We start from the raw sequence: 15,526 nt of genomic DNA, 5'->3' as shown, positions 1-15,526 counted from the left end.
CGGTTGTCAGCTGCCCGCTGATGGGAGCGGGGAGGTGGGCAGAATACGCAGGCCGCGCCGGCGGGGGCGAAGTTCCGCAACCCCGGCCGCATTGTCACCCTTTGCTTAAACTATCCGCCCCACCCGCCGCAAACGCGTAGCGGTGTTTGCCATCAGTGCCCGAAAAACCAACAACCAGAAACGAACAACGAACAACCAACAACTCATTCGTACCGCGTGATGCCGGGCTGGCCGAAGCTGAAATCATTGAACTGGTAGTAGTTGCGCGACGACTCGAAGATGCGCAGGCCGCGGGCATCGGTCACGCCGCGGGGGTAGAAGCCGAAGATGATCTGGATGGTGCGCACCGCCAGGTATTCGTTGCGGAAGCGCAAGCCCAGGCCGAAGCCGGTGTAGGGCTTCTGGCGGAAGGGCCACTCGCGGCCGTCGGTGCTCAGCCAGGCCGCGTCGAGAAAGGCCACCCCGGCCAGGCGGAAGCCCAGGAAGGAAACGGGCGTGAACACGTTGGTTTCGTAATTGACCACGAAGCGGCTGGAGCCCCGCAGCAGCGCGTCGGGCTCGAAGCCGCGTAGGCCCCGCTCGCCCTCGATGCCCAGCGGCAGCTCGCCCGGCAGGCGGTCGAGGCCGATGAGGGCGCGGGTCCAGAAAAAGTGGCGCCACTGCCAGTTGCCGGTGTGGTAGAGGCGGGTAAAGGCCAGCGCCTCGCCGTTGAGCGTACCCTGCTGCCACTGCCCGCGGCGCAGAAAGCGGCCCACCTCGCCGCTCAGATACAGGTAGCCGCGCAAGGGACTGAAACCGGCCCCGGCTACGCGCAGCCCCACGTAGGGACGGTTGCCATTCTGGTTGAAGTCGTAGCCGCCCGTTACGGTGAGCAGCGTGCCGGTGGGCACGTCCTCGGTGCGCCCGAAGCCGAACAGGTAGCGGTCCTTGTAGTAGTGGCGCACGCTGTAGCCCAATCCCACCAGGGCCAGGGTGCTGTTGCCCCAGCCCGGACTGGGCCGCTTGGTGTAGCTGGTCTGCACCAGGCGCGAGGCCAGGATCAGGCGGGCGGGGTTGTCGAAGTTGAGGTCGTAGCTGCGCAGGCGGAACGAGCGGCCCAGCCAGGCGTCGGCCACGTTGTAGCCCAGGGGCGTGAACACCTCGGGCTGCTCACCCGAAGGACTCACCAGCAAGCCCTGCTCGTACTGCGAGAGGCCCACCGAGTAGGCGTACTGGGTGTTTACCGACACGAAGCCCCGCGACAGCGAGGCGCCCTTTTCCTCGAACTGCCAGATGTTGCGGTAGCGGGCCTGGGCCACCAGGTAGTTGCGCAGGGGCACGGTGTAGCCCCCCTCGTAGGCCCAGCCCTGGGGATTGTTCAGCCCGTAGGAAAAGCGGTTGCGGAAGTCGTGGCCCCGGGCCAGGAAGTTCTTGTCGCGCAAGCTCAGAATGCCCGAGCCCACGTCGCGCAGCTGAAAGCCGGCGCTGATGCTGAAGTTGTCCTTGGTGATAACCTTCAGGTCGACGCTGTCGGCGGTGGTAGTGCGCTCGTTCACCAGCACGCGCGCGTCCAGAATGAAGTCGGTCTGGCGCAGCAGACGCTCGGTTTCGGCCAGGGCCTGGGGCTCCAGCTCCTCGCCGGGGCGGAACAACAGCAGCTTGCGGATTTTGCGGCGCGAGGTTTTAATGTGCAGCGCGTTGCCGCCCTTCTCCAGGATGTTGCGCGGCAGCCGGGTCGAGTCGTTGATGCTGTAGCCGAACGCGTCGAGGGTCACTACCTCAATGTGGCGCACGGTTTTGAAGTTGTGGCGGTCGTACTGGCGGTCAAGTAGGGTGGCGTCGAGGCCGGCCTGCTCCTCGCGGCGCTCGGTGAAGTTGAACACGGCCGCGGCGGCCTTGCCCATGATGGTCTTGCGCTTGGTGTAGGCCTTGAGCCCGCCCAGAAACCGCTGCTGGTCGAAGCGGCGGCGCAAGGAGTCGAGCGGGGCGTTGCGCAGCGAGTCGGCCGGCTCGGTCTGCTGGGCCGCGGCCGGGCTGGCCAGGGCCCCCAGGAGCAGGCACGGCAGCAGCAGACAAAGCAGAAAACGCGGCAGAAACACGGGCACGGGCGGGCTGACGCCGGCCGGACCGGCCGGGTGGGCTGCCGAAGATACGAAAGCCCGGGGGCAAGGGTGAAAGCGCGCGGGTGGTTCTAAAAAAATTAGTCGGCGAAAGGCCGGAACAATCTTGCGTAAAGCGCGGTTTTTAACCTTATTTACACCCCGAAGCGCAGCCGCGGCATGAACGAGCGAATCATAGAAAAGCTAAGCATTTTGGCCGACGCGGCCAAGTACGACGCCTCGTGCTCGAGCAGCGGCGGCAAGCGCAAAAACGAAAACAAAGGGCTGGGCAACGCCGAGGGCATGGGCATCTGCCATAGTTACACCGAGGACGGCCGCTGCGTGTCGCTGCTGAAGATTCTGCTCACCAACCACTGCATTTTCGACTGCGCCTACTGCGTCTCGCGCAAGTCGAACGACGTGAAGCGCGCCGCCTTCACGGTGCAGGAAGTGGTGGACTTGACCATGAACTTCTACCGCCGCAACTACATCGAGGGGCTGTTTCTGAGCAGCGGCATCTTTTCCTCGGCCGACTACACCATGGAGCGGCTGGTGCGCATCGCCAAGAAGCTGCGGCTGGAAGAGAAGTTCAACGGCTACATCCACCTCAAAACCATTCCCGGAGCCTCGGAGGAGCTCATTCAGGAAGCCGGCCTGTACGCCGACCGCCTGAGCGTGAACATCGAGCTGCCCTCCGATCAGAGCCTGCAGCAGTTGGCACCCGAGAAAAACTACGCCGAGATTCTGACGCCCATGAGTCAGATTCAAACCAGCCTGGCGGCCAACCGCGAGGAGCGCGAGCTGTTTCGGAAAGTGCCGCAGTTTGCTCCCGCCGGCCAGACCACCCAGCTCGTGGTGGGCGCCACACCCGAGTCGGACCACCAGATCATCAAGCTCGCCGACGGCCTCTACAAGGGTTACGGCCTCAAGCGCGTGTACTACTCGGGCTACGTGCCGGTGTCGGGCGACCAGCGCCTGCCGCAGGTGGTGCAGCCCCCGCTCATGCGCGAGCACCGCCTCTACCAGAGCGACTGGCTGATGCGCTTCTACGGCTTCGACGCCGATGAAATCCTGGACCCGGCGCACCCGCACCTCGACCTGGAAATCGACCCCAAGCTGGCCTGGGCCCTGCGCCACCGTCACGTGTTCCCCGTCGACGTGAACACGGCCGACTACGAGCTGATTCTGCGCGTGCCGGGCATCGGCATGAAGTCGGCCAAGCGCATGGTGGCGGCCCGCCGCTTCGCCCCGCTCACCCTCGACCACCTGCACAAGTTCGGCGTGGTGTTGCGCCGGGCGCGCTACTTCATTACCTGCCGGGGCCTGGCCCTGGAAAAGCGCGAGTACGACGAGCAGACCGTGCGCCGCAAAATTCTCTACGGCGACGGGCAGACGCGCTCGGCCCTGGTTAAGCGCCAGCTCGACCTGTTTGCGCCCGAGCCCAGCATCGTCACCGCCCCCGACCTGGTTTCGCCCCAGCTCGACCTGTTTCGCCAGGCCAGCTAACCCCACCGACTTTTCTTTCTCCGCCATGACCATCTCGCTTCACCCCGCCGAACAGCCGCAGCCGCCCCTGCAGCTCGCCCAGCCCCAGAAAGTAGCCCGCATGGCCTGCTGCTGCAAGCTTTCCGACCTGCTGCCGCTGGTGCGCCAGCAGCTGCAGGCCCGCCGCGAGCAGCAAGCCGCTGCCCCGCGCCGCGAGGCCGAAGCCGCATAGGCTCCAAGTCATTGCGAGGAGGCACGACGAAGCAACCGCAGGAAGGCGTTAGCCAATCTTTCCCTTCGCGGCACGACCCAACGAGTCTGAGCAGCCGAAGGATTTTCGTTGTGTCAAGCACTTTGGGTTGCTACCACCGACAACGACCGATTGCTTCGGCTTACGCCTCGCAATGACAAGCGCGGCAGCGGCGTTGTAGCCAGTCGCGCCCGGGTTTACGGCGCTAGTCTCTGCCCACTTATTAGTCGTGTCGCGCGGTTCTCGCTTTCCTGATACCATGTCCCTGAACCATTCCCGCCGCAACCTGAAGCGCCGCGCCCCCGGCCTGCCCGCTGCCGTGCCCATTACGGCCCTGCGGACCGCCCAGCAGCTGCCGCTGAGCTTCCAGGCTACCGCCCGCTTCACCTACGACGGCTCGTTCGACGGCCTGCTCACGGTGCTGCTGCGCTGCTGGGAGCAGCGGCTCTGGCCCGAGGCCATTCAGCCCGCGGGCGCGGCCCAGGGCGGGTTGTTTGCCGAAACCCAGGAGGTGGCCACCGACGAGGCCGCCGCCCGCCGCGTGTGGGAGGGGCTGCTGCGGCACATGCCGGCCGAGGCGCGTACCAGCCTCTACAAAGCCTTTCTCTCGGAGCGCGCCGACCGCGAGTTGCTGGTCTTCCGCTACGTGCAGCTGGCCATCGAAGCCGGCGGGCAGGACATCAGCGAGAACTTTGGCAACGACACCGTGCGCCTGGTGGCCGACGTCAACAAGCAGATGTTCCGCGAAAAGCACCGTATGGAAGCCTTCGTGCGCTTCGAGAAAACCCGCGACGGGCTGTTCCACGCCACCGTCGAGCCCGACTTCGACGTGCTGCCGCTCATTGCCGAGCACTTCACTAAACGCTACGCCGACCAGCGCTGGCTGATTTTTGACCGCCGCCGCGGCTACGGCCTCTACTACGATTTGCAGCGCACCGACATCCTGAGCCTCGACGCCGCTCCGGCCGCGGGTGCCGGCAGCGTCTCGGCCGCCGTGCTCGACGAGCGGGAGCCGCTGTACCAAACCCTGTGGCAGGCCTACTTCGACCACGTGAACATTCCCGAGCGCCGCAACCTGAAGCTGCACCGCCGCCACCTGCCGCGCCGCTACTGGAAGTACCTCACCGAAAAGCAGCCGCGCCCGCAGCGCTTCGAGCCCATTGCCAACAAAAACCGGGTGCCGTAGCTGCGGGGGCGTTCAGGCGCGACCGTAGAAGCGGCTGAAACCGAAGGCCAGGGCCACAAACCCCATTCCCGCGGCGCACACGCCCGGCCAGCCGGCCGCGGCCCAGGCCCAGCCGCCCACCAACGAGCCCGCGGCCCCGCCAATGAAGTAGCCCGTCATGTACACCGTGTTCAGGCGGCTGCGGGCTTCGGGAATCAGCGAAAACACCCTGGACTGGTTGGAAATGTGAGTGGCCTGCACGCCCACGTCGAGCAGCACTACCCCCGCCACCAGTGCCGCCACCCAGGTGCTGCCCGGCAGCAGAATGCCGAAGGCCAGCCCGCTCAGGCCGATGCCGATGCCGATGGCGTAGTCGGGGCCGCGGGTGTCGGCGGCCCGGCCGGCCAGGGGCGCGGCCAGCGCGCCGCAGGCGCCGATAAGCCCGAAAAAGCCGGCTACGTCGCTGCCGTAGTGGTAGGGTGGGCCTTCGAGCAGAAACACCAGCGTGGTCCAGAACACGCTGAAGCTGGCAAACATGGAGCCACCCACTAGGGCCGCCCGGCGCAGCAGCGGCAGCTCGCGGGTGAAGGTGAACAGGGACTTCATCAGCGACGCGTAGCTGCCAGCAAAGCCAGGGCGGTCGGTGGGCAGGCGCCAGGCTAGCACGGCCCCCAGCAGCACCATAGCCGCAGCGCCCGCGCTGAACATGGTGCGCCAGCCCAGGTGCGCCCCCACGTAGCCGCTGATGGTGCGCGAGAGCAGAATACCGATGAGCAGCCCGCTCATGATCTGGCCCACCACGCGGCCGCGGTCTTCGTCGCGGGCCAGGTGGGCGGCCATGGGCAGCAGCAGCTGCGGCACGGCCGAAAACACCCCAATGAGCAGGCTGGCGCCCACCAGCACGCCGAAGCTGGGCGCCCAGGCTGCGGCCGCCATGCACAAGGCCACGCCCAGCTGCATGAGCAGAATCAGCCGTTTGCGCTCCAGCTTGTCGCCCAGGGGCACCACCAGCAGCATGCACAGCGTGTAGCCCACCTGCGTGACGGTGGCCACGATGCTGGCCTGCCGGTCGGGCACGCCGAAGCTGCGTCCGATTTCGCCCAGCAGCGGCTGGTTGTAGTAGATGTTGGCCACCACCAGCCCGCAGGTCAGCGCCATCAGCCAGACCAAGGCCGGAGTGAGGGCGGGCGGGGTCGGGGCAGTAGAAGCGAGGGACGAAGCAGCAGACACGGAACGCAGGCAGGAGTGGGGCGGCGTTGGCTAACCGCGGAAGGCGCCGCCGGGTTGCAAGCCGGTGCGGGCCGCGGCCGCAATCGGCAGGGCTTTCGGGCACCTTCCGGGCCGGCGGGCCTCAGCGGCGTGCTGCCCCGCGAAGCATTGCGGCCCGAGGGTTTCGGGCAAGTGAGGCCCCGGAGCCAACCCGCCGCCCCGGCCCGACGTGGCCGGCGCTGCCGCGCTTTCAGCCCCGCCACCGTGCCCCGGGCCCCGCGCCGATGGGTTTCGCCCCGGACATCGGCACGAGTTGCCGATGACATTACTATGTCACGAGGAAAAGACTGCGGTCTTTTACCCAAAAGACTGCAGTCTTTTTCCCAAGACGATAGGTCGTCTTGGTGGAAACGTACCGTCGTGTTGGTTGAAACGACGGTACGTTTTAGCCAACTGGATCTATCGTGCCGTGCAAAACGAAGCGCGACTTGCTCAGTAGCGGCGACCCGGGTGGGCCAGCAGGTGCGGGCCAGCCCGGGCAACCCTTGGCGGCGGGCCGGCATCTGGCATCTGCGGCGGCCCCAAGCCCCCGCCGCAACGGTCCTGATGCTTTCCTACTCCCGGCTCAACAACCTCACCGGCGCGCTGGTCTTTGCCGCCACCCTGACCACCTACCTGCTCACGCTCGAGCCCACCGTGAGCTTCTGGGACTGCGGCGAGTTCATTGCCAGCGCCCGGCAGCTGCAGGTACCCCACCCGCCCGGCGCCCCGCTGTATCTGCTGCTGGGCCGCGCCGTTTCGCTGCTGGCGGGCGCGCAGCCCGAGCAAGTAGCCTGGTGGGTCAACGCCCTATCAGCCCTGAGCAGCGCACTGACCGTGCTGTTTTTGTTCTGGACCATCACTATGCTGGCCAAAAAGCTGGTGCTGGGCCGCCCCGGCCAGCACGACGACCGCGGCCTGGAGCCCAGCGGCGGGCAAACGCTGCTCATCCTGGGCAGCGGCGTGGTGGGCGCCCTGGCCCTGGCCTTCTCCGATTCGTTCTGGTTCAACGCCGTCGAGGCCGAGGTCTACGCCTTGTCTTCGCTGGGTACGGCCGTGGTGGTGTGGCTGATGCTCAAGTGGGAAAACCGCGCCCACGAGGCCGACTCCGACCGGTGGCTGCTGCTGATTGCCTACGTCATCGGGCTCAGCATTGGGGTGCATCTGCTTAACCTGCTAGCCATTCCGGCTTTGGCCTTAGTCTACTATTTCCGCCGTAGCGCGCAGCCCACCACTCGCGGTGGTTTGCTCACGCTGGGCCTGGGCGCGGCGCTGGTACTGGGTATTCTGCTGGGCGTCATTCCCGGGCTGCCCACGGTGGCCGGGGCGCTGGAGGTAGCGGTGGTCAACGGCCTGGGGCTGCCCTTCAACAGCGGAGTGGTGCTGTTCTTTGTTTTGCTGACGGCACTGCTGGCGGGCGGCCTGCGCTACGCCCGGCGGCGCGGGCGGCCGCAGCTGCACACGGCTTTGCTGGGGCTGGTATTCATTCTGATCGGCTACGCGTCCTACCTCATCGTGCCCATTCGCTCGGGCTTCAACCCGGCCATCGACGAAAACAACCCCGACGAGGTGCTGTCCTTCGTGAGCTACCTCAAGCGCGAGCAGTACGGCGACCGGCCCCTGCTTTACGGCCCGCAGTTCAGCGCCCAGCCCATCGATCAGCAAGCCGGGTCGCCGCGCTACGTGCGTCAGGGCGGGCGCTACGTGGTGGCCGAGTACAAGCCCGAAGCCGTGTACCGCCCCGAGGACAAGATGCTGCTGCCGCGCCTCTACAGCAACCAGCCCGGCCACCTGCGCGAGTACCAGAAGTGGACCGACGTGCAGCCCGAGCAGAAGCCCACCATGGGCCAGAACCTGGCGTTCCTGATTAAGTATCAGTTGGGCCACATGTACGGGCGCTACTTCCTGTGGAACTTCGTGGGCCGCGAGAGCGACGTGCAGCAGGCCGGCGTACTCTGGCCCACCGCCAGCACCAAGAACGGCCTGCCCCGGGAACTGGCCGACAACCGCGCCCGCAACAACTACCTGGCTTTGCCCCTGCTGCTAGGCGTGGCGGGCCTGCTGTTTCAGGGGCGCCGCGACGGCCGCAACGCCCTGGTGGTGGCCCTGCTGTTTGCGCTGACCGGCGTGGCCGTGGTGCTGTACCTCAACCAGCCGCCCATCGAGCCGCGCGAGCGGGATTACGCCTTCGCCGGCTCGTACTACGCCTTTGCCATCTGGATCGGGCTGGGCGTGCTGGCCCTGGCCGAAGGGCTGCGCCCGCTGCTGCGGGCCGAGCGGCTGCGGGCCGCCGCGGCCGGCACGCTGGCCCTAGCGGTGCCGGTGCTGATGGCCCAACAGAACTGGGACGACCACGACCGCACCGGCCGCTACGCCGCCCTCGACTGGGCCCGCAATATGCTGAATAGCGTAGCGCCGAACGCCATTCTCGTCACCTACGCCGACAACGACACCTTCCCGCTCTGGTACGCCCAGCAGGTGGAAGGCCTGCGCCCCGACGTGCGCGTGGCCGTCATATCGTACCTGAATACCGACTGGTACATCGAGCAGATGCAGCAGCGGCAGGGCGCTTCGGCTCCCTGGCCCATGACGTTGCCGCCGTCCCGCTACGCCCAGGGCACCAACGACTACCTGCCCTACGTGCCCAACCCCGCGGTGCCGGCCGTAAACCTGCGCGAGTTTGTGCAGCTGGTCAAGCAAAACTCCCCGCTGTTGCAGGTGCAGGCCCGCGGGGGGCAGAGCCTGCTCTCATACCCCAGCGCCAACTTCTTTCTCGACGTGGACACGGCCGCCGTGCGCCGCCAAGGCCTCGTGCCCGCCGAGCGCCGCGGGCAGGTGGTTGCCCGCATGCAGTGGCAGGTGGGCCAAGACGTGCTGGAGAAAAAGCAGCTGGCCTTGCTTGATTTGCTGGCTTCCAACAACTGGCAGCGGCCGGTGTACTTCTCCACCAGCATGCACCCCGAAGAATACCTGGGCCTCGACCGCTACCTGCAGCTCGAAGGCCTGGCCTACCGCGTGCTGCCCTGCGCCGCGCCCCGCCCCGCGGAAGCAGACCGTGGGGCCGCGCCCGAAATCGGCACCGTGGCGCGCCACCTGCTCGACGACTCACTCATGCGCAAGTTCGCCTACCGCAACCTGAGCCTGCCCCGGGTGTACCTCGATGAGCAGCAGCGCCGCCTGATGGGCCAGTACCGCGAGCAGTTTGCCCGCCTCACCCGCGCCCACCTGCAAGCCGGCGACCCGGTGCGGGCCCGGCAGGTTATCGACCATTGCCTGCGCGTGCTGCCCGACGACTCGGTGCCCTACGACGCCTTCACTGCCGACTTGCTGGCCCCGCTGGTGCAATTGGGCCAGGCACCGCGGGCCCACCAAATGATGGATTTGATGACCAACCGGGCCCAGCAGAGTCTGGCTTACTACAGCAGCCACGAGCCGGCCCGCTTCGAGCGCGAGATTCAAACCAATGTGCTGCTGCTGAGCCGTCTCTACCAGGCCGCCGCCGACACCGGTGACCAAGCCCGCGCCACGCGTATCGCCCAGCTGTTTCAGCAGTACGTGCCCCGCTCGTAGGACCGCACAGCTGCGGCGGCTGGTTACGAGAACATTGGGCGGGAATGGAACAACCGCTGCCCTCGGGAAACGCAGCGGCTTACCGGCCGGTGTCACCAAAACGGCCCGAATTCGTTTGCCCAGGCATGAGCCGAGGTTTTGTAAAGGAAGATGACGCCCAGCAGCCGCCCATTGTGCCGCCGCGGGCCGCCCTGCCGCCCAATACGCCCAACTACGTGACGCCCCGCGGCCTGGAGCAGCTGCGCCAGGAGCTGGCCGAGCTGGAAGCCGAGCGGGCCCGCGCCGAAGCAAACCGCGACAACGACGCCGACCGCACCCGCCTGCTTTCGGTGTACAACGGCCGCCTCAGCGCGCTCAATGAGCGCATCGCCAGCGCCCGGCTGGTCGACCCGCGCGCCCAGGCGGCCGACGAAGTGCGGTTCGGCGCCACCGTTACGCTGCGCACGCTCAGCAGCAGCAACCCCAAAGCCGCCAAGCCCGGGCTGGAGCGCACCTTTACCATCGTGGGCGTCGACGAGGCCTCGGTGGCCGAGGGGAAAGTGGCATTTGTAGCGCCCATTGCGCGGGCCGTGCAGGGCGCCCGGCCGGGCCAGGTGCTCACGCTGCGCCTAGGGCCGAACGAGGAAGAAGTGCAGGTGCTGCGCGTGAGCTACGACGGCGCTTAGCCGTCAGCCGGGGCAGGCAAAACCACCGGGCGCGTAGTTTTGCGGCACCGCGCTGCTTTTAAGGCGCGGCCGTAGCGTATGATCGTTTACAAATCGACGGACTGGTGGGACGCCTTTCGCCACCTGCACAAATCGGGCGTGATTCGGCGGCTGCTGAAGCGGGTGGTGCTGCTGGGCCTCTACGGGCTGGTAGTGGCCGTGCTCGGGCGCGGTGTGATGCAGGTCAAGTTTACCGTCGACCCGCAGTACTTTTCCCTGCTGGGCATTCTGCTCAGCCTGCTGCTGGCCTTCCGCACCAACACGGCCTACGACCGGTTCTGGGAAGGCCGGCGCCAGTGGGGGCAGCTGGTCAACAACTGCCGCAACCTGGCTGTGCTGCTGCACGCCCGCCTGCCCGCCCACGACCGCGAAAACCGCTTCCACCTGGCCAAGCTGCTGTCGAACTTTCCCATTGCCCTCGACGGTCACCTACGCGGCGGGGTACGTTTCGAGAAGCTGGAAGACCTGGGCCCCGAGCTGATGGAGGAGCTGCGCCAGGCCGGGCACGTGCCGTCGTTGCTCTCGCTCACGCTGCAGGAATTCTACGAGGAGCTGCTGCGCAAGGAGCTGATTCTGCCGGTGCACCTGCTGGCCATTCAGCGCCACCACGAGGCCCTGCTGGAGGTGACGGGCGCCTGCGAGCGGATTCAGCGCACGCCCATTCCGTTTTCCTACAGCTTCTTCATCAAGGCCTTTATCGCGGTGTTTCTCATCGTGATGCCGCTGGTGCTGCTCTCGGCCTACGGCTACTTCATGGTGCCCATCACCATGTTCGGCGCGTTTGCGCTGCTGGGCGTGGAGATGATCGGCGACGAAATCGAGGACCCCTTCGGCAAGGACAGCAACGACCTGCCGCTGACCCAGATGGCCAACCGCATCCGCGTGAACGTGCACGAAATCCTGCACGTGGAGCTGAACGAAGAGAAAAAAGCCCTGGCCGACGCGCCCTACAGCGTGGTGTTTTAAGCTCAGGGCTGTTTCTTCCGAAAGCTGTTTGGCATCCTGAAGAAGGACCTTACCACGCCCGAACGATTCGTTCAGCAGTGGGAAGGTCCTGCGGCTGCGCCTCAGGATGAGGGCTACCCGGGTATGCGCGCCAAATCGATGATGCTGCCCGAGCCGTTGAGTTGGCGCAGCTGGTGAATGAAGACCGCGTCGAAATCGTGCTGGCTGAGCAGGGCCGCCAGCAGCCGGTGCTGCCGGGCTAGTTCGGCCCGCATAAACGGGTCGGCGGCCACCACAATTTCCAGGTCCCGGCGGCTGGGCTCCAGCTGCCGATATTCCTGCACGAACTGCTCCACGCTGTCGGCCGCGGCGGTGGCGCAATGGCTGATGTGGCTTTCCTGCTTATCGGTGAGAAACTGCAAAGCCTCGTGCAGCGCGATGCAGGCGTCGACGGCGTACACGGTGGCGGGGCTGGGAAACTCCTGCAGGCCCGGGGTTACCAATTCTAACTTTTCGAGCAGGGTTGCGGCTTCGGCGCGGTAAAACTCGCCGAGGGAGGAATTGTACAGCAGCTCCACGCCGCGCTCGTACACGGCCGGGCTGCCCCAGCCGGTCGTCTTGGCAAACGCCTCGTACTGCGGCAGCAGCCGCTCGCAGATCAGCCCGGCAAATGCCGCCCGTTGCTTGTCGGATAAACTGTAGATGAGGGTTTCTATATCGTCGGCCATGCCGCAAAGCTAGTTCCGATCAGCCTAGGGCGCCCTGCTGCTTTTTGTAGAGGCCGGGCGTGAGGCCCTCGTGCCTGCGGAACAGCTTCTGGAAGTAGGCCGGGTTGTTGAAGCCGGTGCGGTAGCACACGTCGGCAATGGTGCTCAGGGGGTGGCGCAGCAGGCGCTTGGCCTCGCTGAGCCGCTCCTGAATGATGTACTCGACGGGGGTGAGGCCGAACTCGCGCTTGAAGAGGCGGAAGAACGTGGCCTTGCTCATGCAGGCCAGCTCGCTGAGCTTGTCGATGGGCAGCGGCTCGGCGAGGTTGCGCTTGATGTAGTGCACCACGTGGGCGAAGCGGTGCGAGGTCAGGTGCTGCTGGTAGTGGTCGAAGATCAGGCGGCGGGCCTGGGTTTGCATCAGGCGCACCAGCAACTCCTGCAGGGTAAAGCCGGCCAGCACGTCCTTGGCCGCCGTGGTTTCCTGTGACACCCGGATGATGCGCTCCAAAGTGCCCGTCAGCTCGGGCGTGTTGTGCAGGTGGGCGTGGCTGCGGGCGTCGAGCTGCCAGGGCGTGTGCTCTTCCAGGCGCGGGTACCGCTCGTTGAGCAAGTCGATGGTGCCGCGGATGGTTTCGGTGGGAATGGCCACGGCCAGGCACTGGGTAGGGTGCTGCGCGTCGGCCTCGGGAAAGTCAATTTCCATGGTTTCCCGCTCGCCCACAATCACCGACTCGCCGGGCAAATAGTCGAAGGCCGCGCGGCCGGGCAGGTGCATCACCTTCTTGCCGCGCAGCATGGTGGTCAGCACCAACGAGCCCAGGTTGAGCGGCACGCGCGCGGCCTGCTGGTGGGTTTCGAAGATGTTCAACTCGAAGGCATTGAGCGAGTACACCGTGCGGTTTTCCACCAGGGTCGTCAGGTCGGCGGGACGGCTCAAAGCCACGGGCGAAGGCAACAGCGGACGGGACATAGCAGCAGGAAAGAAACCGAAAAAACAACGCGTACTCGGCTCGCAGGTAGCAACTTGCCGCGGCGGCTACTTGTTTGCCAGGGCCGGACCGGCACCCCGCGGTAGCGGCGCAAGATAGGCTTTCGGCGCCGGGAAAAAGAGCTTCCCGGAGGTGGTGAGCGAGTACTCACTGCCCGCAGCGGCAACTTGCGACGATAAGTGAGTTTGTTGCGAGAATAGTGCAGCGCCGGGGGCGGTTAAAGAGGGAGCTTGGCCTACTCAATCACTAAACCCTCGACCGCATGGAAACCCTCGAAAGAACTACCACCCTCGTGGCCCGGCCCAGCTTCAAGTCGCACTACGACAACTTTATCGGCGGCAAGTGGGTGGCGCCGGTGAAAGGCCAGTACTTCGACAATCCCTCGCCCATCGACGGGAAGGCGTTCTGTAAGGTGGCCCGCAGCACCAAGGAAGACATTGAGCTGGCCCTCGACGCGGCCCACGAAGCGTTCAAAACCTGGAAAACCGCCTCGGCCACCACGCGCAGCAACCTGCTGCTGAAGATTGCCGACATCATGGAGGCCAACCTGGAGCACCTGGCCGCCGTCGAAACCGTGGAAAACGGCAAGGCCATCCGCGAAACCCTGGCCGCCGACCTGCCCCTGGCCATCGACCACTTCCGCTACTTCGCGGGCGTGATTCGGGCCGAGGAAGGCTCGGCCACCGAGCTGAATGAAACCACCCTCTCGCTGGTCATTCAGGAGCCGCTGGGCGTGGTGGGCCAGATCATTCCCTGGAACTTCCCGCTGCTGATGGCCACCTGGAAAATCGCGCCGGCCCTGGCCGCCGGCTGCTGCGTGGTGGTGAAGCCCGCCGAGCAGACGCCCGCCTCCATCATGGTGCTCATGGAGCTGATTCAGGACGTGCTGCCGCCCGGCGTGCTGAACGTGGTGAACGGCTTCGGGCTGGAGGCCGGCAAGCCGCTGGCTTCGTCGCCGCGGGTGCAGAAGGTGGCCTTCACGGGCGAAACCACCACCGGCCGCCTCATCCTGCAGTACGCCGCCGAAAACATCATTCCGGTGACCATGGAGCTGGGCGGCAAGTCGCCCAACATCTTCTGCAAATCGGTGATGGACGCCGACGACGAGTTCCTCGACAAGGCCCTGGAAGGCGCGGCCATGTTTGCCCTCAACCAGGGTGAAATCTGCACCTGTCCCTCGCGCCTGCTCATCCACGAAGACATCTACGACGAGTTCATGCCCCGCCTGATCGAGCGCGTGAAGTCCATCAAGCTGGGCCACCCCCTCGACAAGGAAACCATGATGGGCGCGCAGGCCAGCAACGACCAGTTCGAGAAAATCCTCAGCTACCTGGAAATCGGCAAGGCCGAGGGCGCCGAGGTGCTGACCGGCGGCGAGGCCCACCGCGACCATGAGCACGAGGAACTGACCGAGGGCTACTACATCCAGCCCACCATTTTCCGCGGCCACAACAAAATGCGGATTTTCCAGGAGGAAATCTTCGGCCCGGTGCTGTCGGTAACCACCTTCAAAACCAACGAAGAGGCCCTGGCCATGGCCAACGACACGCTCTACGGCCTGGGCGCCGGCCTCTGGAGCCGCGACGCGCACGAGCTCTATACCCTGCCCCGCGCCATTCAGGCCGGCCGCGTGTGGGTCAACTGCTACCACGACTACCCGGCCGGCGCGCCCTTCGGCGGCTACAAGGCTTCCGGGTTCGGCCGCGAAAACCACAAGATGATGCTGGCTCACTACCGCCAGACCAAGAACCTGCTGATTTCCTACAGCAAGCAGAAGCTGGGATTCTTCTAAGCTGGTGAGTTGCTGAAAGCGGTTGAACGTCATGCTGAGCGTAGTCGAAGCATCTCGCGTGCTGATGATTAAATAGCGTCTATTGTCCAACGAAGCGGTAGAGATGCTTCGACTGCGCTCAGCATGACCTTTTTACATTCATTCGTATCCCTCCATGCCTGTTCTCACGCCCCGCGTCCTCATCACGCCCGCCGCCGAGGCCACCATCGATTTGCTGCGCGAGGCGCACGGCCCGCTGATGTTTCACCAGAGCGGTGGCTGCTGCGACGGGTCGTCGCCGATGTGCTTCGCGGAGGGCGAGTTTCGGGTGGGGGCCAGCGACGTGTGGCTGGGCCGGATTCACGGCTGCGACTTTTTCATGAGCGCGGCGCAGTTTGCCTACTGGCAGCACACCCAGCTAACGGTGGACGTGACCAAGGGCCGCGGCGCCAGCTTCTCGCTGGAAATTCCCCTGGGCGTGCGCTTTCTCATTCGCTCCCGGCTCTTCAGCGAAGCCGAAGCCCGGAACCTGGCGCCGGTGTACGACGGCGAAACCTACCGAGCGCACCAGTCCGACGAGTCCTGAGCCCGCCCGCGGCCCGAAATGCAAC

Annotated in this window: 12 protein-coding genes; 8 read left to right on the top strand and 4 right to left on the bottom strand. The window is 65.7% G+C overall.

What is annotated here, in order from left to right; all coding sequences use genetic code 11:
* Positions 1–203: 203 nt before the first annotated feature.
* Positions 204–2,078 carry a hypothetical protein gene (locus ACE191_RS10400; protein ID WP_400192138.1) on the bottom strand — a complete coding sequence of 625 codons (1,875 nt, stop codon included), beginning with the start codon at positions 2,076–2,078 and terminating at the stop codon, positions 204–206.
* A gap of 180 nt (positions 2,079–2,258) precedes the next feature.
* On the opposite strand from ACE191_RS10400, the gene ACE191_RS10395 reads away from it, so the two are divergent.
* From ACE191_RS10395 to ACE191_RS10385, 3 genes are all read left to right on the top strand, one after another.
* Positions 2,259–3,584, top strand: a complete 1,326-nt coding sequence (locus ACE191_RS10395) for a putative DNA modification/repair radical SAM protein (protein WP_400192137.1) — start codon at positions 2,259–2,261, stop codon at positions 3,582–3,584.
* 25 nt (positions 3,585–3,609) lie between these two features.
* Positions 3,610–3,795 (top strand): hypothetical protein, encoded by a 186-nt coding sequence (locus tag ACE191_RS10390; protein ID WP_400192136.1) that lies wholly within the window; start codon positions 3,610–3,612, stop codon positions 3,793–3,795.
* Positions 3,796–4,072: 277 nt separating this feature from the next.
* Entirely contained in the window at positions 4,073–4,999 is a 927-nt protein-coding gene (locus ACE191_RS10385) for a TIGR03915 family putative DNA repair protein (RefSeq protein WP_400192135.1), read from the top strand.
* Positions 5,000–5,011: 12 nt separating this feature from the next.
* Here ACE191_RS10385 and ACE191_RS10380 read toward each other — a convergent pair whose 3' ends face one another.
* Positions 5,012–6,208, bottom strand: a complete 1,197-nt coding sequence (locus ACE191_RS10380; RefSeq protein WP_400192134.1) for an MFS transporter — start codon at positions 6,206–6,208, stop codon at positions 5,012–5,014.
* Positions 6,209–6,793: 585 nt separating this feature from the next.
* Between ACE191_RS10380 and ACE191_RS10375 the strand changes: the two genes are divergently transcribed.
* The 3 genes from ACE191_RS10375 (at position 6,794) to ACE191_RS10365 (ending at position 11,466) form a co-directional block, all read left to right on the top strand.
* Positions 6,794–9,796, top strand: a complete 3,003-nt coding sequence (locus tag ACE191_RS10375) for a DUF2723 domain-containing protein (RefSeq protein ID WP_400192133.1) — start codon at positions 6,794–6,796, stop codon at positions 9,794–9,796.
* A gap of 125 nt (positions 9,797–9,921) precedes the next feature.
* Positions 9,922–10,461 carry a GreA/GreB family elongation factor gene (locus ACE191_RS10370; protein ID WP_400192132.1) on the top strand — a complete coding sequence of 180 codons (540 nt, stop codon included), beginning with the start codon at positions 9,922–9,924 and terminating at the stop codon, positions 10,459–10,461.
* 78 nt (positions 10,462–10,539) lie between these two features.
* Positions 10,540–11,466 carry a bestrophin family protein gene (locus tag ACE191_RS10365; RefSeq protein WP_400192131.1) on the top strand — a complete coding sequence of 309 codons (927 nt, stop codon included), beginning with the start codon at positions 10,540–10,542 and terminating at the stop codon, positions 11,464–11,466.
* A gap of 113 nt (positions 11,467–11,579) precedes the next feature.
* Here ACE191_RS10365 and ACE191_RS10360 read toward each other — a convergent pair whose 3' ends face one another.
* Positions 11,580–12,173 (bottom strand): DUF416 family protein, encoded by a 594-nt coding sequence (locus tag ACE191_RS10360; protein ID WP_400192130.1) that lies wholly within the window; start codon positions 12,171–12,173, stop codon positions 11,580–11,582.
* 19 nt (positions 12,174–12,192) lie between these two features.
* Positions 12,193–13,125: an AraC family transcriptional regulator N-terminal domain-containing protein gene (locus tag ACE191_RS10355; protein ID WP_400192129.1), complete on the bottom strand. Its 933-nt coding sequence runs from the start codon at positions 13,123–13,125 to the stop codon at positions 12,193–12,195.
* 281 nt (positions 13,126–13,406) lie between these two features.
* Between ACE191_RS10355 and ACE191_RS10350 the strand changes: the two genes are divergently transcribed.
* Together ACE191_RS10350 and ACE191_RS10345 are read left to right on the top strand one after the other, a co-directional pair.
* Positions 13,407–14,936, top strand: coding sequence for an aldehyde dehydrogenase family protein (locus ACE191_RS10350; RefSeq protein WP_400192128.1), 1,530 nt, complete (start codon positions 13,407–13,409; stop codon positions 14,934–14,936).
* Between the two features lie 154 nt (positions 14,937–15,090).
* Positions 15,091–15,501, top strand: coding sequence for a DUF779 domain-containing protein (locus ACE191_RS10345; RefSeq protein ID WP_400192127.1), 411 nt, complete (start codon positions 15,091–15,093; stop codon positions 15,499–15,501).
* Positions 15,502–15,526: the final 25 nt, after the last annotated feature.

It is taken from the genome of Hymenobacter sp. B81, from assembly GCF_044628455.1.
GTDB lineage: Bacteria > Bacteroidota > Bacteroidia > Cytophagales > Hymenobacteraceae > Solirubrum.
Note: the sequence above shows the minus strand (reverse complement) of the source record. Positions and strands in the feature narration are given on the sequence as shown.